This is a genomic window from Massilia sp. ZL223, assembly GCF_018119395.1.
In the GTDB taxonomy this organism is placed as follows: Bacteria; Pseudomonadota; Gammaproteobacteria; order Burkholderiales; family Burkholderiaceae_D; genus Telluria.
Genome location: NZ_JAGPWD010000057.1, coordinates 1 through 19225 on the forward strand (window position 1 = coordinate 1; position 19225 = coordinate 19225).

Annotated in this window: 16 protein-coding genes and 1 pseudogene; 6 read left to right on the forward strand and 11 right to left on the reverse strand. The window is 68.5% G+C overall.

Annotated elements, in window-relative coordinates; genetic code table 11:
• The 6 genes and pseudogenes from KBW95_RS23205 to KBW95_RS23230 form a co-directional block, all read right to left on the reverse strand.
• Positions 1–488: pseudogene (locus tag KBW95_RS23205) on the reverse strand (biotin/lipoyl-binding protein); the annotation flags it as partial.
• An 11-nt stretch (positions 489–499) separates the two neighbouring features.
• On the reverse strand, positions 500–1939 hold the full coding sequence (locus tag KBW95_RS23210) for an efflux transporter outer membrane subunit (protein WP_229429963.1): 1440 nt from the start codon (positions 1937–1939) through the stop codon (positions 500–502).
• A gap of 115 nt (positions 1940–2054) precedes the next feature.
• The gene (locus KBW95_RS23215; protein WP_229429964.1) at positions 2055–3008 is read right to left on the reverse strand and encodes a LysR family transcriptional regulator; all 954 of its coding nucleotides are present in this window, start codon (positions 3006–3008) and stop codon (positions 2055–2057) included.
• A 71-nt stretch (positions 3009–3079) separates the two neighbouring features.
• Positions 3080–4039 (reverse strand): chemotaxis protein, encoded by a 960-nt coding sequence (locus tag KBW95_RS23220; protein ID WP_211529449.1) that lies wholly within the window; start codon positions 4037–4039, stop codon positions 3080–3082.
• Positions 4040–4230: 191 nt separating this feature from the next.
• Complete coding sequence (locus KBW95_RS23225; RefSeq protein WP_211529450.1) at positions 4231–6609, reverse strand: DNA polymerase II; 2379 nt, start codon at positions 6607–6609, stop codon at positions 4231–4233.
• Positions 6609–7409, reverse strand: coding sequence for a ferritin-like domain-containing protein (locus tag KBW95_RS23230; RefSeq protein WP_211529451.1), 801 nt, complete (start codon positions 7407–7409; stop codon positions 6609–6611). Before KBW95_RS23230 ends, KBW95_RS23225 begins: the two co-directional genes overlap by 1 nt.
• Positions 7410–7658: 249 nt before the next feature.
• Here KBW95_RS23230 and KBW95_RS23235 point away from each other — a divergent pair, with 249 nt between their 5' ends.
• Together KBW95_RS23235 and KBW95_RS23240 are read left to right on the forward strand one after the other, a co-directional pair.
• Entirely contained in the window at positions 7659–8378 is a 720-nt protein-coding gene (locus KBW95_RS23235; protein ID WP_211529452.1) for a hypothetical protein, read from the forward strand.
• A gap of 96 nt (positions 8379–8474) precedes the next feature.
• Complete coding sequence (locus KBW95_RS23240; RefSeq protein ID WP_211526104.1) at positions 8475–10598, forward strand: GGDEF and EAL domain-containing protein; 2124 nt, start codon at positions 8475–8477, stop codon at positions 10596–10598.
• A gap of 7 nt (positions 10599–10605) precedes the next feature.
• On the opposite strand, the gene KBW95_RS23245 is transcribed toward KBW95_RS23240, so the two are convergent.
• Together KBW95_RS23245 and KBW95_RS23250 are read right to left on the reverse strand one after the other, a co-directional pair.
• A complete protein-coding gene (locus KBW95_RS23245; protein ID WP_211529453.1) occupies positions 10606–11397 on the reverse strand; it encodes a LytTR family DNA-binding domain-containing protein in 792 nt (263 codons plus the stop codon).
• The gene (locus tag KBW95_RS23250) at positions 11394–12503 is read right to left on the reverse strand and encodes a sensor histidine kinase (protein ID WP_229429965.1); all 1110 of its coding nucleotides are present in this window, start codon (positions 12501–12503) and stop codon (positions 11394–11396) included. The genes KBW95_RS23245 and KBW95_RS23250 overlap by 4 nt, the downstream gene beginning before the upstream one ends.
• Before the next feature lie 216 nt (positions 12504–12719).
• Between KBW95_RS23250 and KBW95_RS23255 the strand changes: the two genes are divergently transcribed.
• Together KBW95_RS23255 and KBW95_RS23260 are read left to right on the forward strand one after the other, a co-directional pair.
• Complete coding sequence (locus KBW95_RS23255) at positions 12720–14156, forward strand: M28 family metallopeptidase (protein WP_211529454.1); 1437 nt, start codon at positions 12720–12722, stop codon at positions 14154–14156.
• Positions 14157–14176: 20 nt separating this feature from the next.
• Positions 14177–14875 carry an MOSC domain-containing protein gene (locus KBW95_RS23260; RefSeq protein WP_211526101.1) on the forward strand — a complete coding sequence of 233 codons (699 nt, stop codon included), beginning with the start codon at positions 14177–14179 and terminating at the stop codon, positions 14873–14875.
• On the opposite strand, the gene KBW95_RS23265 is transcribed toward KBW95_RS23260, so the two are convergent.
• The gene (locus KBW95_RS23265; RefSeq protein ID WP_229429966.1) at positions 14872–15309 is read right to left on the reverse strand and encodes a nuclear transport factor 2 family protein; all 438 of its coding nucleotides are present in this window, start codon (positions 15307–15309) and stop codon (positions 14872–14874) included. The two genes, KBW95_RS23260 and KBW95_RS23265, sit on opposite strands and share 4 nt — an antisense overlap.
• Before the next feature lie 42 nt (positions 15310–15351).
• Complete coding sequence (locus tag KBW95_RS23270; protein ID WP_211526099.1) at positions 15352–15999, reverse strand: zinc ribbon domain-containing protein; 648 nt, start codon at positions 15997–15999, stop codon at positions 15352–15354.
• A 156-nt stretch (positions 16000–16155) separates the two neighbouring features.
• Here KBW95_RS23270 and KBW95_RS23275 point away from each other — a divergent pair, with 156 nt between their 5' ends.
• On the forward strand, positions 16156–17160 hold the full coding sequence (locus tag KBW95_RS23275) for a DUF4380 domain-containing protein (protein ID WP_211526098.1): 1005 nt from the start codon (positions 16156–16158) through the stop codon (positions 17158–17160).
• Positions 17161–17164: 4 nt separating this feature from the next.
• On the opposite strand, the gene KBW95_RS23280 is transcribed toward KBW95_RS23275, so the two are convergent.
• Positions 17165–17848, reverse strand: coding sequence for an SOS response-associated peptidase (locus KBW95_RS23280; RefSeq protein WP_211526097.1), 684 nt, complete (start codon positions 17846–17848; stop codon positions 17165–17167).
• 189 nt (positions 17849–18037) lie between these two features.
• Here KBW95_RS23280 and glf point away from each other — a divergent pair, with 189 nt between their 5' ends.
• A complete protein-coding gene (glf, locus tag KBW95_RS23285; protein ID WP_211526096.1) occupies positions 18038–19192 on the forward strand; it encodes a UDP-galactopyranose mutase in 1155 nt (384 codons plus the stop codon).
• Positions 19193–19225 lie beyond the last annotated feature (33 nt).

Genomic DNA, 19225 nt, shown 5'->3' on the forward strand with positions numbered 1-19225 from the left:
GCCGCGACGGCGTCCTCCGCATGGCGCAGCTCCTCGCCCGAGATCGCGCCGCTGCCGGCCAGGCTGCGGCGCCGCGCCAGGTCGCTCTCGGCGCGCGCCAGGTCGGCTTCGCGCTGGCTGGTGGCGGCGCGCATCTGGCCGGCGCCCGCGAACTGCGAGCGCACCTGGCGCGCGGCCTTCGCCAGCCCCGCTTCGGCGCGGTCCAGGGCCAGGCGCGCATCGAGTTCGCTGAGCTTCACCAGCACTTCGCCGGCGCGCACAAAGTCGGTGTTGTCGGCGCCGATCCGGGTCACGGTGCCGGCCACCTGGGGCGTCACCTGGACCAGGTTGCCCTCCACGTAGGCATCTTCGGTGGCCTCCATGTTCCAGCCGAAGTGGACGATGCCGGGTGCGGACCAGGCGATGCCGGCCGCCGCGGCGGCGATCGCGGCCACCAGGCCGGCGGCCAGCCGGGTGCGTCCCTGCTGCTGTGTGTTCTTGTCTTCCATGATGGGGCTCCCTAGGCTTGGTGTCCGCCGCCCAGGGCGCGGACCAGGTTGAGATCGAGTTCCCTGGCGCGCGCCGCGAGGTCGGCGCGCTGGCGGCGCTGGGCCACGAGCTGGGTGTCGGCCACCAGCACCTGCAGCTGGGTGCCGAGGCCGGCGCGATAGCGCTCCAGCGCCAGCGCATAGGCCTGCTCGGCCGCCTCCAGCGCCAGGTCCTGCTCGCGCAGGCGGCCGTCCAGGGCCTGCAGGGAGGTCAGTTGGGCGACGACGTCGCGCATGGCCTCGACCACGGCGCCGTTGTACTGTTCGACGGCCAGGTCGTACTCCGCGTTGCGCGCGGCCAGCTGGCTGCGCAGGCGGCCGCCGTCGAGCAGCGGCAAGGTGACCAGCGGACCTGCGCTGGCGGCCATGCTGGCGCCCTGCAGCAGGCGGTCGAAGCCGAGGCTTTGCAGGCCGATCAGGGCGCTCAGGTTCACGCTCGGGTAGAACTGGGCCTTGGCGACGTCGATGTCGCCGCCGGCCGCTTCCACCCGCCAGCGCAGCGCCACCAGGTCAGGGCGGCGCCCCAGCAGGGCCGCCGGCAGCTCGGCCGGCACGCCGGCGCGGTGCACGCTGCCCAGCTGCGGCCGGTGCAAGGCCAGCGCGGCATCCTGGCCCTGCCCCGCCAGCGCGGCGATCTGGCCGCGCGTGAGCTGGATCGATTCGGCGAGCGCGGCGAGCTGCCCGCGCGCCAGCGGCACGCCGATCTCGGCCTGCTTCAGCTCGGCGCGGCTGTCCAGCTGGGCCGCGACCCGCTGGCTCGTCAGGGCCAGGATCTGCTCGCGCTGGCGCAGCTCGGCCTCGGCCAGGTCGTGCTGGCTGTACAGGAGGTCGAGCCTGAAATAAGCCTGGACCAGCGCCACCGACACCGCCAGGGTGGCCGCTTCGGCCTCGGCGCGCTGGGCGTTGACCCGGCCCGCCGCGGCGCCCACCGCCGCGCGGTTCTTGCCCCAGAAATCGAGTTCGTAGGACAGGCCGACGCTGGCCTCGTTGACCCATTGCCAGCTGCCGGCCAGGGGCTTGGGCACGCTGCTGTTCTCGCTGTAGTGCTGGCGGCTGCTGCGCGCCGTCGCGCCGGCCTGCGGCGACAGCGCGGCGGCGGCCATGCCCTCCAGTGCGGCCGCCTGGCGCACGCGCGCCAGCGCGGCGGCCACGGTCGGGCTGCCGCTGCGCGCCTGGTCCACCAGGGCGTCGAGCTGGGGATCGCCGTAGCCGCGCCACCAGTCCTGGGCCGGCCATGCCGCCTCGGGCGCCGCCAGGGCCGCGATGGCGCGCCCGGAAGGCACGCCGGCCGCATCGCGCAGCTGGGCGCGTTCGCCCTGCGGCCCGAAGGACATGCAGCCCGCCAGCAGCAGCGGAAGCATCGCGGCGGCGGCGCGCGCCGGCGCGGATGAAGTGAAAAGATGGTCGGACATGCTGGCCTCCGTGAAACCGTTCGTTTCCCGAAGCATAGTTGCCCGAGCTCACGAAGGCCATGCCGGCGGCCGCATGCAGGTCATGCGCGAAGTGCATGACCTCCGGGTCCGGGACTCAGGGAGCGTCCGGCCCCAGCAGCGTCGTGCGCACGAATTCGCGCAGCCAGCGGTTGCCCGGATCGCGGTGCTGGAGCTCGTGCCAGTACATTGCCAGCTGCAGCGGCGCCAGCGCGATCGGCACCTCGGCCAGGACCAGGCCGAGGTCCTGCGCCAGGTCATTGGCCAGGCGGCGCGGGATGGTCGCCAGCGCATCGGTGTGCAGCACCAGGTGGGCGGCGGCGGTGAAGCCCGGCACGTGGCACAGCACCTTATCCGGCGGCAGCAGCGTCTCCAGGGTGCGGGTCACCTCGACGTCGTGGTGGCTGGTGTGGAAGATGCTGATCAATACGTGGCGCTGGGCGAGGTAGGTCTCGCGGTCCAGGCCGCCGGCGCAGGGGTGGTCGGGCCGCATCAGCACGGCATGGTCGTCGCCCCACAGCAGGCGCTGGCGCATATTGCTGACCAGGTGGGGAAAGCGCCCGATCAGCAGGTCGATCTCGCCGCGCTCGATGCGCGCGTCGAGCGCCAGCGGGTCGCCGTGGAGGGTGCGCAGCAGGATGCCGGGGGCCTGGTGGCGCATCGCCTCCAGCAGGCGCGGCAGCACGTGCACGATGGCGCCGTCCACCATGTACAGGCCGAAGGAACGGCGCGCGGTGAGCGGGTCGAAGGCCGCCGAGCCCTCCTGCAGGCGGCGCGCGGCGGCCAGCAGCGCGCTCACCGGCTCGGCCAGTTCGAGCGCGCGCGCGGTCGGCTGCATGCTCTGGCCGGAGCGCACGAACAGGGGGTCGGCGAAGTGCAGGCGCAGGCGCGCCAGCACCCGGCTGATGGTCGGCTGGGTCATGCCGAGCAGCTCGGCGGTACGGGTCAGGCTGCGCTCGCGCAGCAGGCTCTCGAGGATCTCGAGCTGGGGCAGGTCGGGCAGCGCGCCGCCCTCGCGCCTGGCGGGCGCCGGTGGATGGGTTTCCTTCAAAGGTACTCCAGCAAACCCGCGCTGGAAAGGCGGGTGGCGGCATCATAGCACTGCCGCCACCCGGGCATGCATCAGCCGTGCAGCACCTTGCGCAGGGTGCGCGACAGGTCTTCGGCCGAGAACTTGGCCACGTAGGCGTCGGCGCGCACGTTCTTCACGTGTTCTTCGTTGGTGGTGCCGGACAGCGAGGAGTGGATCACCACCGGCATGTTGCCGAAGCGGTTGGTGGACTTGATGTTGCGGCACAGGGTGAAGCCGTCCATCTCGGGCATCTCGAGGTCGGTCAGCACCATCGCGACGCGGTCGTAGACCGTGCGTCCCTCGGCCTCGGCCGCGCTGGCGATGGCGTTCAGATGGTCCCAGGCTTCCTTGCCGCTCTTGGTCATCACGAAAGGCAGTCCCATCGCGTCCAGGCCCTGCTCGATCAGGGCGCGCGCGACCACCGAGTCGTCCGCCGCCAGGATCACGCAGCCCGGCTTGATCTGGATCTTGTCGCCGACCGCCTGCTGGATGTTTTCCGGCTCCTGGTCCGGGTTCAGCTTGCGCAGGATGGTCTCGACGTCCAGCACCTGGGCCAGGCGGCCGGGCTCGCCGCCCACCGTATCGAGGCGCGCGATGCTGGTCACCATGCCGCTGCCGGCGCTGTGCTCGGCCGACATCACCTGGTTCCAGTCCAGGCGCACGATCTCTTCCACGCTCTCGACCGCGAAGGCCTGGGTGGTGCGGGCGAATTCGGTCACCAGCATGATGTTCAGGCCGGTCTTCGGCGTGACGCCCGCGATCGCCGGCAGGTCAAGCACCTGGATGATCTGGCCGCGCAGGTTGACCACGCCCAGCACGTGCGGGGGCGAACCGGCCACCGAGGTGATCGAAGGCATGGCGACGATTTCGCGGATCTTGAAGACGTTGATGCCGAACAGCTCGCTGTGATTGCCGTTCTCGTCGCCGCCGAGGCGGAACAGCAGCAGCTCGAACTTGTTGGTCCCGGTGAGATTGCTGCGCTCGTCGACTTCTTGTTGAACCGATTTCATTGCGTTTTCCGATGAAGTAATGCCGTGGTGAGAAACGGGATGCCGTGATGCCGTACGGAAAGCATTCTAGACGTGAAGCGTTTGCTTGGGTCAATACGGCATCAAATCCCGCATAAACTCGGCAGCAAACGTTCCCAAAAAACCACGAATTGTCACAGCAGCCACAGAGCCAGATGTCGGATCAACATGTTTTAGAACAAGGCGCCCTGGCGGCTGGTCAGGCGATCGAAGCGCTCGCCCAGGAAAGGCAGGATCGCGTCGGCCACCGGTTCCAGCTGGCGCGTGAGGTAGTGCTCGTAGTCGATCGGCGAATGCAGGGTTTCCAGCGGCTCGGGCCCAGCGGTGGTCATCACGTAGCGGATCCAGCCGCCCCTGCGGTAGATCGCCGGCCGGCCGTTGCGCAGATGGTGTTCGTCGGCCATGCGCGCGGCGCGCACGTGCGGCGGCACGTTGCGCTGGTATTCCTCGAGCGGACGGCGCAGGCGCTTGCGGTAGACCAGCAGCGCGTCGTGCTCGCCGCGCAGGGTGGCCGCCACGTAGCCGCGCACATAGTCCTCGAAGGGCTGGTTCTTGAAGATGCGTTCGTACAGGCCCTGCTGGAACTGCTGGGCCAGCGGCGTCCAGTCCGTACGCACCGTCTCCAGGCCGCGGTAGACCATCTCGTCGCCGCCGTCCGCACCCGTCACCAGGCCGGCGTAGCGCTTCTTGCTGCCCTCGTCCGAGCCGCGCACGGTCGGCATCAGGAAGCGCCGGAAGTGCACGTCGTATTCCAGCTCCAGCGCGCTCTCCAGGCCCAGCTCCTCGCGCAGGTGCTTGCGCCACCAGCCGTTGACATGGTCCACCAGGGCGCGCCCGATGCGCTCGGCCTCGGCATCGGCATGCGCCCGCCCGAGCCACACGAAGGTGGAATCGGTATCGCCGTAGATCACCTGGTAGCCCTGCTCCTCGATCAGCGCCCGCGTGCGGTGCATGATCTCGTGGCCGCGCATCGTGATCGACGAGGCCAGGCGCGGATCGAAGAAGCGGCAGCCGGTGGTTCCCAGCACGCCGTAGAAGGCGTTCATGATGATCTTCAGGGCCTGCGACAGCGGCGCGTTGCGCTCGCGCTTGGCCGCTTCGCGCCCGGCCCAGATCTGGGTCACGATGCCCGGCAGGCAGTGCCTGGTGCGCGAGAAGCGCCCGCCGCGAAAGCCCGGCACGGTGGCCTCTTCGGGCTCGCGCAGGCCTTCGACCAGGCCGACGGGATCGATCAGGAAGGTGCGGATGATCGATGGATACAGGCTTTTGTAGTCGAGCACCAGCACCGAGTCGTACAGGCCGGAGCGCGAATCCATCACGAAGCCGCCCGGGCTGTCGGCGCCCGGCACGTCGCCGATATTCGGCGCCACGTGCCCCTGGCGGTGCATTACCGGCATGTACAGGTGCTCGAAGGCCGCCACCGAGCCGCCGCTGCGGTCGGCCGCCAGGCCGGTCACGCTGGCGCGCTCCAGCAGGAAGGCCATGACCCCGGTCTTGTCGAAGATGCGGGTCACCAGCTCGCAGTCCTTCAGGTTGTAGCGCGCCAGCTGCGGCTTGTCCTCGGCGAACATGCGGTCGATCTCCGCCATCCGGTCGAAGGGATTGTCGATGGCCTTGCCCTCGCCCAGCAGCGACTGGGCCACGCTTTCCAGGCTGAAGGACGGAAAGCTCCAGGTGGCCGAGCGCAGCGCCTCGATGCCGTCGATCACCAGGCGTCCGGCGATGCCGACGAACCAGTGTTCCTGGCCGCCGCGGTCTTCGCGCCATTCGAGGGCGGCGCCGCCGCGTCCGAGCCTGAGCGGACGGTTGTAGCGGTCGGCGTGCTTCTGCAGCACGCGCAGGTCGAACTGGACCACGTTCCAGCCGATCACCGCGTCCGGATCGTGGCGCGCGAACCAGGCTTCCAGGCGCTCCAGCAGTTCCGGGCGGGTGGCGCAGTATTCGAGGTCGAAGTCGATCCCGGATGCGTCGCCATTCTCCGGGCCGAGCATGTAGACCTGGCGCTGGCCGCAGCCTTCCAGCGCGATCGAGTACAGGTCGCCCTGGAAGGTGGTCTCGATGTCGAGCGAGACGGTGCGCAGCGCGGGACGATAGCCGGGCGCCGGCTTGAGCTGGCCGTCCAGCACCAGCCGCCCTTCGCCCGCATGCCCGACGAACGCCACCGGCGCGGTGATGAAGCGCTCCATCAGGTAGCGCTCAGGCGGCCGCACGTCGGCCTCGTACATGCCGATGCCGTGCTCACGCAGCCGCTTTTCCAGGCGCAGCAGCTGGCGGTACTGGCGGCAGTACAAGCCCAGCACGGGGCGGTGATGAAAATCCGTCAGCGCCAGCGGGCGCAGCTCCCAGCCTTGTTCGCGCTCCAGCAGCTGCCGCACGCTGTCGCCCAGCTCCGCGGGCACGAAGGCTACCGGCGTCTGGGCCGGCAGGCGCACCCGGCGCGGCCCATCGTCGGTGGCGAGCCAGAACTCGACTTCGCAGCCCGACTCCAGGTCGCGCCAGTGGCGGGTCAGCAGGAAGCCCTGCCCGCTCGTGGTCTCGTCGAACGCGTCCATCACAGGTAGCGCTGCAGTTCCGCGTCGGTGAAGCCCGCCTGGCGGCGCGCCTCCAGGTTGAAGGGGCCCTTCAGGACCGGCGCCTTGTAGCGCACGGTCAGCTCGTCGTAGGTCGGCAACGGATCCAGGCCGCGCTGCGCGCACAGGTGGAAGTACCAGCGGTTGCCGATCTCCACGTGGCCGACTTCGTCCGCCAGCAGGCGGTCCAGGATCGCCGCTGCCGCCGGGTCGCCGGCCTGGGCCAGCTTGGCGCGCAGCGGCGGAATGGCGTCCAGGCCGCGCGCCTCCATCGTGCGCGGCACCAGCGCCATGCGCGCCAGCACGTCGCCACTGGTCTTGGCGACCATCTCCCACAGGCTGTCGTGGCCCGTGAAATCGCCGTACTGGTAGCCGAGCGTGGACAGGTGGCTGCCGAGCATCATGAAATGCAGGGATTCCTCGTGGGCCACGCGCAGCCAGTCGGTGTAGTAGGCCGGCGGCATGCCTGCAAAGCGCCAGATGGCGTCCAGGGCCAGGTTGATGGCGTTGAATTCGATGTGGGCCAGCGCATGCACCAGCATGGCCCGCCCTTCGACGGTGGCCATCGAACGCCGGCCCACCAGGCGCGGCGGCACCAGTTCGGGCCGCACCGGCCGGCCCGGGATCGGGCCCTGCGCATCCAGGACGGCTTGCGGGTCGACCTGCAGCCTGCCCTCCGCGTGCGCCTGCGCCAGCGCGGCCACGCCGGCGGCCTTGGCGGCGGGATCGGTTTCAAGCAGACATTGCAGCGCACACGCGCGGAGCTCGACGGAGCGCTCCATGGGAAAACCTGTATCGGGAAAACCATGGAGTTTACCAAATCCGCGCCCCCATTCCCATCGCCGCCGCGCCATACGCATATGCATGCGGGGCCAGGCTGCGGGGGGCCATTCCCCCCGTCCGTGGGGGAAGAAATCCGGGTGCGGCCTGACTAGACTACGCCCTGCCAGCCTGCCGACGCCAGTGCACACAGCAATCCGGCGCCGGACAGGCCGCACCGAACACTCGTGCAACCACATCACCAGGACACCATGGACATCCTCAACTCCGTCATCGAAGCGCGCCAGGCGCAGCTGCGCCAGTCGGCCCTGTGCACCTACATCGGCGACGCCGCCGTCGCTCCTTACCAGCGCCTCTCCTTCGTCCCCGCGATGATGTTCTTCACCATGGGCTTCAAGGACATCCTGGCCGCCCTGCGCGACGAGCACGACCATTCCCCGCTGCAGCAAAGCGTGCACCAGCATTGCGACGAGGACTCCTTCCACTGGCAGTGGTATCTGGAAGACCTGGCGCGCATCGAACACGGCCGCCGCCTGCTGGGTGTGCCGCCGGCCCAGGCCTTCACCGAAGTCTGGGGGCCGGAGAACCGCGCCACCCGCGAGGTGGTCTATCACGGCATCTTCCTGGCCAAGACCCACCGCACCCCCTTCCTGCGCATGGCCATCATCGAGGCGCTGGAAGCGACCTTCGCCTGCTTCAACGAGCCCATGTACCGGCTGGTCGGGGAACTCGGCCTTTCCGACCAGCTCGACTACTTCGGCAAGGTGCACCAGCATGCGGAGGCGAACCACGCCAAGGACCAGGAAGGCGTGGAACAGGACGGCGTGGAAGGCAGCGGTTACCTGCTGCGCATCGGCGAGTTCGAGACCGCCGTCGGGCTGGTCAATGAATTGTTCGACGTGTTCGAGGACATGTTCGACTGCTGGTACCACGCCCGCTCGGAAGCCCCCAGCTTGCCGATGGCGGCCTGAGCGTCCGGAAAGAGTGCGCCGCGCCAAGGTTGCGCCGCGGCCGACCCGTCACTGTTAGTATGAAACTCCGTGCGACTAGATCACTGGCGGAACACCATGCTGTCCCGTTTGCCTCCTGACGTCCAGCAACGCTTGGACGAACTGCTCGAACACTTGCCCGCCGGCGTGGTCGTCCACGACAAGGACGGCCGCATCCTGTCCGCCAACCGCCTGGCCAGCCGCCTGCTCGACCGCAGCGTGGCCGCGCTGATCGGCACCGAATCCGACCCCAGTCACTGGAGCTTCGTGCAGGACGACGGTTCGCCGATGCCCGAATCCGACTATCCCGTCAACCAGGTGTTGAGAACCGGCAAGCCCCTGTCGCATTATGTGGTGGGCTTGCGCCGCGAGGGACGGGGAATCATCCGCTGGATGATCTGCAATGCCTACCCGGAACGCGACCCGCACGGCACACTCGAGCGGGTGGTCGTCTGCTTTACCGACTGCACCGCCCTCAAGCGCGCCCAGCGCAAGGCGCAGAAATCCGAGGAAAGGCTGGAGCTGGTCCTGCGCGGCTCCACCGACGCGTCCTGGGACTGGAACCTGCGCACGGGAGAAGTCTATTACTCCGAGCGCTGGTGGGATGTGCTCGGCTACGCGCCTGGCGCCATGCCGACCGAGCCGGAAACGGCCATGCGCCTGATCCATCCCGACGACGAGCCACGGGTCCGCGCCTTTGTCCGCCAGCTGCTGGCCGAGCCGCGCGACAGCTACAGCATCGAGTTCCGCATGCGCCACCAGGATGGCCACTACCTGCCCGTCCTGTCGCGCGGCTACGTCTCGCGCGACCCCGACGGCAGGCCGCTGCGCATGTCCGGCACCAATACCGACCTGACCGAGCGCAAGGAGAACGAGCAGCGCATCTACGAGCTGGCCTACTTCGACCCGCTCACCGGCCTGTCCAATCGCCGCTACCTGATGGAGCAGCTCGGCGCCAGCCTGGCGCGCGCGCGCCGCCTCGACGAATACGCCGCCCTGCTGTTCATCGACCTCGACAACTTCAAGCTGCTCAACGACACCCTGGGCCACGATGTCGGCGACGAGCTGCTCAAGCAGGTCGCCGCCCGCCTGCGCACCACCCTGCGCGCCAGCGACCACCTGTCGCGGCTGGGCGGAGACGAATTCGTGGTGGTGCTGGAAGACCTGGGGCTCTGTCCGGACGAAGCGGCCGCCGAGACCAAGGGCGTCGCGACCAAGATCCTGCACGCCTTGGGCCAGCCCTTCGAGCTGGGCCCGCATACGGCCTCGACCTCGCCCAGCATCGGCATCACCCTGTTCGACGGCGCGCCCACCGACATCGACACCTTGCTCAAGCAGGCCGACCTCGCCATGTACCGCGCCAAGGCGGAAGGCCGCAACACCGCCTGCTTCTTCGAGGCCAGCATGCAGTTCGCCGCCGACCGCCAGGCAGCCCTGGAAAGCAGCCTGCGCACCGGACTGGCCGAGCAGGAATTCGTGCTGTACTGCCAGCCGCAGTTCGGGCGCGACGGCCTGCTGAACGGCGCCGAGGCGCTGCTGCGCTGGGACCGGGGCGCGCTGGGCATGGTCCCGCCCGGCGAGTTCATTGGCCTGGCCGAGGCTTCGGGCCTGATCGCGCCGCTCGGACGCCACGTGCTGGAACAGAGCTGCCGGCTGCTGGCGCGCTGGCGCCACAACCCGGCCCTCAAGGGACTCAAGCTGGCCGTCAACGTGAGCGTGCACCAGATGCGCGATCCGACTTTCCCCGATACCGTGGCCGAGGTGCTGGCCCACACCGGTGCGCCGCCCCATTGCCTGACGCTCGAGATCACCGAAAGCGTGTTCGCCGAAAACCTGCCCGAGCTGATCGAGCGCATGTACCGCCTGCGCCGGCTGGGCGTGCAGTTCGCGCTCGACGATTTCGGCACCGGCTATTCATCGCTGGCCTACCTGCGCCGCTTTCCCCTGACCGCGCTCAAGATCGACCGCTCCTTCGTGCACGACGCCCACACCGACCGCAGCGCGGCCGCCATCGTCGAGGCGATCGTCACCCTGGCGCGCAAGCTGGACCTGGACATCGTGGCCGAGGGCGTGGAACTAGACGCGCAGCGGCGTTTCCTCAACACCTGCGGGTGCGACGCGCTGCAGGGATATCTGCTGGGCCAGCCGATGCCGGCAGCCCAGTTCGAACGGCGCTACGGCCATCCGGCGGGCGTAGCCTAGACTGCACTCACATCTGGCGGAACAGGTGCGCGAACACCGGGCTGACGCGCGGCTTTTCCGGCCGGTTACGCAGGTTGAGCACCACCTTGCCCATGGTGTCGCGCCCGGCGCTGGCCACGCAGCGCATATTGACCACCGTGCCGCGGTTGATCTGCTGGAACTCCTGCGGGTCGAGCTGGGGCAATAAGTCCTTGAGCGGCAGGCGGATCAGGGCTTCACTGTCGGCCGTGGCCACGTTCACGTACTTGTCGACCGCCTGGAACAGCACCACCTCGGACACCGGGATCATGCGCACCATGCTGCCGACGGCGGCGCGGATCATGGTCAGGCGCTCGGGGACAGCCACCTGCGGCAGCAGGGCCTGGAGCTGCCCTACCAGCTGGGCCAGGGCGGTATCCTCGTGCTGCGCTTCCACGGGCGCCTGCAGCCGCCCGCGCAGGCGCTCCACGGTGCGGGCCAGGCGCTCTTCGCTCACCGGCTTGAGCACATAGTCGGCGGCGGCCCGCTCGAAGGCTTGCACGGCGAATTCGTCGTAGGCGGTCACGAACACGACTTGCGGGAAAGGCGCCGGGCCTTCCCAGCGCTCCGCCAGTTCCTCGGCCGCTTCCAGCCCGGTCTGGCCCGGCATCTTGATGTCGAGGAAGAGGACGTCGGGACGCAGCGCCAGCGCCTGCTCGACGGCCGCCACCCCGTTCGGGGCGGTGGCGACGATCTCCAGCTCCGGCCAGAGGCGCTGCAGGGTCTTGGCCAGGACGGCGGCGAGGATCGGTTCGTCTTCGGCAATCAGTGCACGGGTCATGCTGTGGTCTCCAGTGGTAAGGTCAGTCGTACGATGGCGCCCTGCGGCTGATTTCGCGCGAGCACGATGGCGGCGCGCTCGCCGTAGATCGCCTGCAGGCGCTCGCGGGTGGTGGATACGCCCACCCCCCCGCCGCGGCTCTCCGGCTTGTCCTGCAGCCCGAGGCCGGTGTCGCGCACCGTGATCTCCAGCAGCCCGTCGCGCGCTTCGGCGGCGATCGCCACTTCGCCGCCCTCGATCTTCGGCTCCAGGCCGTGGATGATGGCGTTTTCCACCAGCGGCTGCAGCAGCATCGGCGGCAGGCGCACGCCGCGCAGCTCCTCGGGCAGGCTCAGGCGGCTTGCCAGGCGTTCGCCCATGCGCACCCCCATCAGGCCCAGGTAGGCCTCCATGGCCGCGAATTCCTGGGCCAGGGTGGTGCTCTCGCTGCGGGTGGCGCTCAGGGTGGCGCGCAGGTACTGGATCAGCTGGTCGAGCATGCGGCCGGCGCGGTCCGGATCGAGGGCGATCAGGCCCTGCAGGTTGGCGAGGGTGTTGAACAGCATGTGCGGCTCGATCTGGGCCTGCAGCAGGCGCAGCTGGGCCTGGAGCGCCTGGCGCTCGATGACCTCGGTCCGCAGGCGGGCGTCGGCATGCTCCTGGCGGATGCGGCGCAGGCGGTCGCGATGGCGCACCAGCAGCACCATCGCGCTGATCACGCCGAAGGTCAGGACGATCATGCTCACCCGGCCGGCCGTCGGATAGTCGGCCAGGATGGGCATCTTGTAGCCCATGATCGCGAAGCCGACCCGCATGCCGGTGTAATGGGCCACCGGCGCGGCCAGCACCATCACGCCGAGGAAGGGCAGCCACTGGCGTGCGCTCCACTCGGGCAGGTCCCACCACAGCAGGCGCGCGCCGTCGACGATGCCGAAGGCCAGCATGCCGATGCACACGGAGAACACCAGCTGCTCGTACAGGATTTCCGGCTTGCCGACCACCAGCGTGATGACGACGGCGGCGAGCACGCTCATGACCAGGGCGAGGCGCATGTCTTCGAGCAGGCGCATCAGGCGCGGGCGCGGGGTCGGTGCGGAGATGGAGGCGATGGCGGTGGACATGTTCATCATTTTATCCGGATAGCAACAAGTGCAGGCATTGTGCCCAAGCGCCGCCGCCGGGCCAAGCCGGGTGCGACGAAGCGGGTTGCGGATGCCGCCAACCGGATTGGCGATCGACCGAAATGCGCGTCGAGACGTACATACTGGACGGATTCACTGTGTTGACCGGGAGAATACTCCCGTGCGATATTGCCATTCTTACTATTCAGAGAGCACGACCGCATGCGCCACCTTGCCACCGCCCTCAGCCTTGCCTTGCTGTCCACCGCAGCGCTGGCCCAGGCTCCGCTCGACGCCGTCTCGAGCCGCATCTCGCCCGATTCCCTGCGCGGCCACCTGTCCTACCTGTCCTCGGACCTGCTGGAAGGCCGCGGCACACCCTCGCGCGGCCTCGACCTGGCCAGCGAGTACATCGCCGCCCAGTTCCGCCGCGCCGGCCTGGAGCCGGCCGGCGACGACGGCTACTTCCAGACCGCGAACTGGCAATACGCCCAGCGCAAGGATACGGACTTCGCCTTTACCGTGAACGCGGGCGGCAACGCGATCAGCGTGCCGGCCGGCGGCGCCACCGCCGGTTTCCTCGATCCGCTCGCCCTGGCGGCGACCCCGGCCGTCTTCATGGAATGGAAGGCGGCGCTGGAAGATACGGGCGCGGCCAACGGCAAGGTGCTGGTGGTGCCGGCGGCGCCCGTCCCCGGCGCGGCAGGCATCCTGCAGAGCAAGCTCAAGAGCAAACCGGCCCTGGTGGTGATGGTCGACCGCGAGCGCCGCCACGGCGCGCCGGGCGGCTGGCTGATCGATCCGGAAAAGCCGGCCGCCAAGGGCGCGGCGCCGGTGGTGGTGGTGCACGCGCCTGAGGCGGCCGCGCTGCTGGAAAAAGGCGGCGCCACCGTCGCGGCCAAGGTCGGCGCGCCGGAAGTGCGTCCGGTCAAGCTGCGCAACGTGGTGGGCTTGCTGCGCGGTTCCGATCCGCAGCTGAAGAACACCTATGTCCTGCTGACCGCCCACTACGACCACGTCGGTATCCGCAACGGCGAGATCTACAACGGCGCCAACGACGACGGCAGCGGCACCGTGTCGGTGATCGAGATCGCCTCGGCGCTCGCAGCCCAGAAGGAACGCCCGAAGCGCAGCATCGCCTTCATCGCGCTGTTCGGCGAGGAGCTGGGCATGCTGGGTTCGCGCTACTACGGCCGCCACCCGGTATTCCCGGTCAAGGACACGGTCGCCAACATCAACCTGGAGCAGCTGGGACGCACCGACGACAGCGAAGGCCCGCAGGTCAACTCGGCCACCCTCACCGGCTTCGACTACTCGACCGTGAGCGAGGCGCTGCGCAAGGCCGGCGACAAGACCGGCATCCGCCTGTGGAAGCACCCGGTCAACAGCGACCGCTACTTCGCCTTCAGCGACAACCAGTCGCTGGCCGACCTCGGCGTGCCGGCCCACACCCTGGCCGTGGCCTTCGGCTTCCCGGACTACCACGGCAAGGACGACACCTGGGACAAGATCGACTACGACAACATGGCGCGCATCAACCGCATGGTCGCGCACGCCGTCCTGGGCATCGCCAACGATCCGGTCAAGCCGGCGTGGACCAATGTCCCCAACGCCGCCAGGTACCTGGACGCGTCGCGCAAGCTGCACAGCGCCAAGTGATTCGCGCCCAGGTCCCTCCGATGCTGGAAGACCTGGGACAGCTCATCGCGATTGCCGTCCGGCGCACGCCCGCCACGGCGCCTGAGCCAGTGCCGCAAGCCCTGGCCCTCGGCGGGCGCGGGCTGGAGCACGACCTGCATGCCGACCCGGTCTCGCCGCGCCAGCTGCTGCTGGCCGGCGCGCCGGTCTACAACGATCTTGCCCTGCCGCCGCTGGCCCTGCGCGAGAACCTGCTGCTGGAAGCCGATACCTCGAGCCTGGCCTCGGGCACGGTGCTGCGCATCGGCGACGAGGTCCTGCTGCGCCTGATGTTCCAGTGCGAAGCCTGCGGCAGTCTCGACCGCCACCGTCCCGGCTTGTCGCGCCTGGTCGGCGCGCGGCGTGGCGTGCTGGCCCGCGTTCTCACGAGCGGACCTATCCTGGCAGGCGATCGTGTGATTTCCCTCGGGTCGCAACTGCCGGCCTGGCCGGAGGACTGGCGCGAACGCGTGCGCCGCGTGCTCGACGCGCTGCCGCCCGGCCATGTGATCGCCTACCGGCAGCTGGCCCACCTGGCCGGCATCGCCGCCAGCTATTGCCGCGCCTTTCCGCGCGCGATCGCCGGTTTCGGTCCCGCCTATGCGGGCAAGGCGGTGCCTGCATCCGCGCCGCCGGGGCTCCCGCGCTGGGATGGCGCCGGCCTGTTCGACGACGAAGGCCGGCTCGCTGACAAGGATTAAGGACGGATCTCGGTCACCTGGTGGAAGGTGTTCTTCCAGCCGTCGGCCTGGCGCACCCACACCCGCACATAGCGTCCCCGGAAGGGCTTCGGTCCGTCCGGCGTCTGCATGGCCGAGCGGAAGGCGCCGGTGACGACGGCGGCATCCCCGCCTTCCAGCACCTTGACCTCCGGCGTATCGAGGTCGTAGCTGCGGAAGTCCATCTGCTGGCGTTCCAGCCGGGTCAGGAGCTCGGTCTTGCTGCGCACCCTTCCGCGGCTGTCCACGTGCAGGTAGCTGCGGTCCATCAGGTGGAGCAAGGTCTCGGCGTCGCCTTCCTCGATGGCGGTCGCCCGCACGCGTTCCAGGTGCGCCAGGGCGGCGCGCACACTGCCTTCGTTCGCCGCTGCGCCTGAACTTGCGAGCGCCGCCGCCAGCACCAGGCCAAACTTCATCTTCACCGCATGTCCTCCAAACCGGCGCGGACGCCGGACACTTCAGCCCTGGCGCGCGCCGCACTCCGTACAGAATTTCGTCCCCGGCTGCAGCATGGCCGAGCAACTGATGCAGGCCGCCTGCTGGCCCATTTTACATCCGCACTCGGGGCAGAACTTGGCGCCGTGGGTCTCCGCGCGGCACTGGGGACAGACCAGCTGCATCTCCTGCCGCACATCGTGGCGCCCGCCGCGCGTCTTGCCCTCATCATAGGCCAGTTCCGCCGCGCTTTGCACTTCGCCCTGGGCGCGCGCCTGGGTGATCTTCACCTGGACGTTGGGTGCGCAGTCGAAGCACAGGCCGCTGGCGCCGTCGAAACAGGGGCTGCACACGTAGTCGTGGCAGTTGCCGCAGCGCTTGAAGTGGGCCTTGCCGGCGGCCACCGCGTCCTTGAAGGCCTGGTCGCGGGCGCTGTGCCAGCCCGCCTCCGCCATCCCGTGCAGTACGGAACTGGCGTTGCCGAGCAGTCCGCCGAACATGCTGGCGCCCTTCTGCAACCAGCCCGAGGCCTGGCCGCTGCGGTAGGGCTGGAACATGGTGCGCCAGCGGTCGCTGCAGCGCTCGCAGTAGAACTCGAACTGGAATCCGGCGTCGACGCCGGAGGAATTGCTCAGGTCCTGGTAGTTGTTAGAGAACTGCATTTCCGACATGGCATGTCTCCTCGCTGATCCCTGTTTTGATGACGGAATTATAACCAGCTGTCACAAGCTAGAGCCGGGAAAGTCACAAAGCTGTCGCAAATCCGCCCAAGCCACGCCACAGGCTTGTTTGTTTGCTATGCTCGAAACACCACGCCAAGGATTTCCATGTCCCTCCCCCGCGCCGCGTTCGCGCTTGCCTGCTGCTTCGCCCTCGCCCACCCCGCAGGCGCGCAGCTGCGCGCCCACCGCCTGGACAACGGCGCCGTCACGGTGCTGGCCTGCGAAGTCGCCGGCGGACGCCTGCTGTCCTTTGCGCTGGCGGGCCAGCCGAACTTCCTGCTGGCCGACGAACACGCGGGCAATCCGGACGCGGTCAGCGTCAGTGCCTACAGCAACGACGTGCCCTACCTCGGCCACGAGGTCTGGGTCGGGCCGCAGAAGGAATGGTGGACCGACCAGGCGCTCAATCCCGAGCGCGCACGGTCGCGCGCGCAATGGCCGCCCGATCCCTACCTGAGCCTCGCACCCTATGCCCTGGTCCAGCGCACGCCGGCCGAGCTGGTGGTGGACAGCCCGCCCAGCCTGGTGACCGGGATCCAGCTGCGCAAGCGCTACGCCCTGGTGAAAGGCCAGCCGAACAGCCTGCAGCTGGACGTGCGCGCCACCAACCGCCGCGACAAGCCGGTGGCGCGCGACATCTGGTTCAACACGCGCGTGCGCCCCGACACCCGGGTCTACGTGCCGCTGGCAAGCGAAGACGACGTGCGCGTCGCGACGCAGGAAGCGGGCGATGGGCTGGTTTTCACACTGGCCGACGGCCTCATGGCGCTCGAACCGCCCGCCGGCACGGCGCGCAAGGGCAAGCTGCTGATCCAGCCCTCGAGCGGCTGGATGGCGGCTTTTCACGGCGGCCAGGCTTTCATCATCCAGTTTCGCCACTACTCCAGCACCGCCATCCATCCCGACCACGGGCAGGTGGAGCTGGCCCGGGAAGTCCAGGGTGTGCTGGAGATGGCGCTGCATGCGCCCTTCGTGAAGCTGGCGCCCGGCAAATCCATGCGCGCCTCCGAGCGCTGGACCTTGCTGCCCTACGAAGGCCCGGCCACGCGCGAAGCCCACCTCGCTTTCCTGCGCCTGCACGCGAAGGCGCTCGGCCTCGCCGGACTGTGAGGCCTCAGAACAGCGAACCGTTGGGGGACGGTTCTTCGACCTTGCGCACGGTGCGCGGCGCGGACCAGGCTTTCATGCGCTCGGCCGGGAAGTGGCGCAGGAAGCTGCGCGCCGTGTCCAGGTCGCGGCACCCGATCCAGTCTTCGACTTCGTCCGGCCGCAGGATCACCAGCGAACGCTTCTCGTCGTCCGGCTTGTGCATGCGCCGCATCAGCGGATGCTCGTCGGCGTTGATGGTGATCTGGGTGAACGAGGCCTCGATGCGGCCATCCGCTTCGCTCCACTCGCGCCACAATCCGGCCACGTGGAACAGCGCGTCGTCCTCCATGCCGATGCCGTAGCGCTCGGCGCGGCCGCTCTCGTAGCACGGTTCATAGAAGCAGGTCATCGGCACCGCGCAGAACTGCAGGCGCCGCCACGCGGGCGCGAAGGAGCGTTTTTCGCCCAGCGACTCGGCGCGGGCGTTCATCGTATCGAACACCTTGACGCCCGGTGGGATATGCCGGCGCGGCACCATGCCGTAGCTGGCCAGCGCGGGCGCGGGACGGCCTTGCGCGCCGAGGCGCAGGATCGGCGCCTGGTAGTCCTTCCAGATTTCATCGGGCCAGCGCCAGTCGGCCGGCAGTTCGCTGAAGGCGCCGATGCTGCCGAATTGCTCCGGCGTCGGCGCGCGGTAGTTCACACACATGGTCGGTTCGCATTCCTAAGAGAACATGAATGATAGCAGCGCCTGCAAGCGTCCACGAACGCGCCAATTGTGCGATATGAACTGCCCCTTCAATGATATATTTTTAGCAGCATTTTTACTGCCCCTGCAATGCATTCCAAATAACACCGCCGATCAAACAGAGCGGAAAATTCACCATAGGAACGACACATGAACAAGCACATCGCCATCGTCGGCGCTGGTTTCTCCGGGGCTGTCATCGCGAATCAGCTCGCGCACGCGGGCTACACCGTGGACGTCTTTGAATCGCGCAGCCACATCGCAGGCAACTGCCATTCGGAACGCGATAGCGAAACCGGCGTCATGGTGCACATTTACGGCCCGCACATCTTCCACACGGATAACGAACGGGTCTGGGAATACGTCAACCGCTTCAGCGAATTCAAGCCTTACGTGAACCGCGTCAAGGCCATCACGGGCGGCAAGGTCTATACGCTGCCGATCAACCTGCTGACCATCAACCAGTTCTTCGGCAAGACCCTGCGTCCGGCCGAGGCCGAGGAATTCCTGCGCGAACTGGGCGACAAGACCATCGAGAATCCGACCACCTTCGAAGACCAGGCGCTGCGCTTCGTCGGCCGCGAGCTGTACGAGGCCTTCTTCAAGACCTACACCATGAAGCAGTGGGGCCTGCACCCGAACCAGCTGCCGGCCAGCATCCTCAAACGCCTGCCGGTGCGCTTCAACTACGACGACAACTATTTCGCCCACAAGTACCAGGGCATGCCGGCCGAGGGCTACACCGCCCTGGTCGAGCGCATCCTGGACGTGCCTGGCGTCACCGTGCACCTCAACACCCGCTTCAATCCGGATGCCAAGGGCGACTACGCCCACGTGTTCTACAGCGGCCCGATCGACGCCTGGTTCAAGCATGCGGAGGGCCGTCTGCCCTACCGCACCCTGGACTTCGAGATGTTCCGCGACAAGGGCGACTACCAGGGCAACGCCGTCGTCAACTATTGCGACGACGCCGAGCGCTATACCCGGATCACCGAGCACAAGCACTTCTCGCCCTGGGAAAGCCACGAGGGCACGGTGTGCTACAAGGAATACAGCCGCCAGTGCGAGGAGAAGGACATTCCCTACTATCCGATCCGCCTGGCGCGCGACAAGCAGCAGCTGGAGCTGTACGTGAACCTGGCGCGCCAGGAAACCAACGTGACCTTCGTCGGCCGCCTGGGCACCTACCGCTACCTGGACATGGACGTGACGATCAACGAGGCCCTGAATACCGCAGACCAGTTCCTGGCCTGCGCGCGCGACAAGGCCGCCATGCCGGCGTTCACGATCGACCCGCTGGCTTGAAACACCATCCGCCCGCGCCCGGTATGGCGCGGG

What these genes read in the sequence shown, in the direction of transcription:
- KBW95_RS23240 (WP_211526104.1), top strand. Translation starts at nt 8,475, where the DNA reads ATGCTGTCCCGTTTGCCTCCTGACGTCCAGCAACGCTTGGACGAACTG.
- KBW95_RS23270 (WP_211526099.1), bottom strand. Translation starts at nt 15,999, where the DNA reads ATGTCGGAAATGCAGTTCTCTAACAACTACCAGGACCTGAGCAATTCC.
- KBW95_RS23230 (WP_211529451.1), bottom strand. Translation starts at nt 7,409, where the DNA reads ATGGAGCGCTCCGTCGAGCTCCGCGCGTGTGCGCTGCAATGTCTGCTT.
- KBW95_RS23210 (WP_229429963.1), bottom strand. Translation starts at nt 1,939, where the DNA reads ATGTCCGACCATCTTTTCACTTCATCCGCGCCGGCGCGCGCCGCCGCC.
- KBW95_RS23225 (WP_211529450.1), bottom strand. Translation starts at nt 6,609, where the DNA reads ATGGACGCGTTCGACGAGACCACGAGCGGGCAGGGCTTCCTGCTGACC.
- KBW95_RS23245 (WP_211529453.1), bottom strand. Translation starts at nt 11,397, where the DNA reads ATGACCCGTGCACTGATTGCCGAAGACGAACCGATCCTCGCCGCCGTC.
- glf (WP_211526096.1), top strand. Translation starts at nt 18,038, where the DNA reads ATGAACAAGCACATCGCCATCGTCGGCGCTGGTTTCTCCGGGGCTGTC.
- KBW95_RS23280 (WP_211526097.1), bottom strand. Translation starts at nt 17,848, where the DNA reads ATGTGTGTGAACTACCGCGCGCCGACGCCGGAGCAATTCGGCAGCATC.
- KBW95_RS23265 (WP_229429966.1), bottom strand. Translation starts at nt 15,309, where the DNA reads ATGAAGTTTGGCCTGGTGCTGGCGGCGGCGCTCGCAAGTTCAGGCGCA.
- KBW95_RS23260 (WP_211526101.1), top strand. Translation starts at nt 14,177, where the DNA reads ATGCTGGAAGACCTGGGACAGCTCATCGCGATTGCCGTCCGGCGCACG.
- KBW95_RS23255 (WP_211529454.1), top strand. Translation starts at nt 12,720, where the DNA reads ATGCGCCACCTTGCCACCGCCCTCAGCCTTGCCTTGCTGTCCACCGCA.
- KBW95_RS23235 (WP_211529452.1), top strand. Translation starts at nt 7,659, where the DNA reads ATGGACATCCTCAACTCCGTCATCGAAGCGCGCCAGGCGCAGCTGCGC.
- KBW95_RS23275 (WP_211526098.1), top strand. Translation starts at nt 16,156, where the DNA reads ATGTCCCTCCCCCGCGCCGCGTTCGCGCTTGCCTGCTGCTTCGCCCTC.
- KBW95_RS23220 (WP_211529449.1), bottom strand. Translation starts at nt 4,039, where the DNA reads ATGAAATCGGTTCAACAAGAAGTCGACGAGCGCAGCAATCTCACCGGG.
- KBW95_RS23250 (WP_229429965.1), bottom strand. Translation starts at nt 12,503, where the DNA reads ATGAACATGTCCACCGCCATCGCCTCCATCTCCGCACCGACCCCGCGC.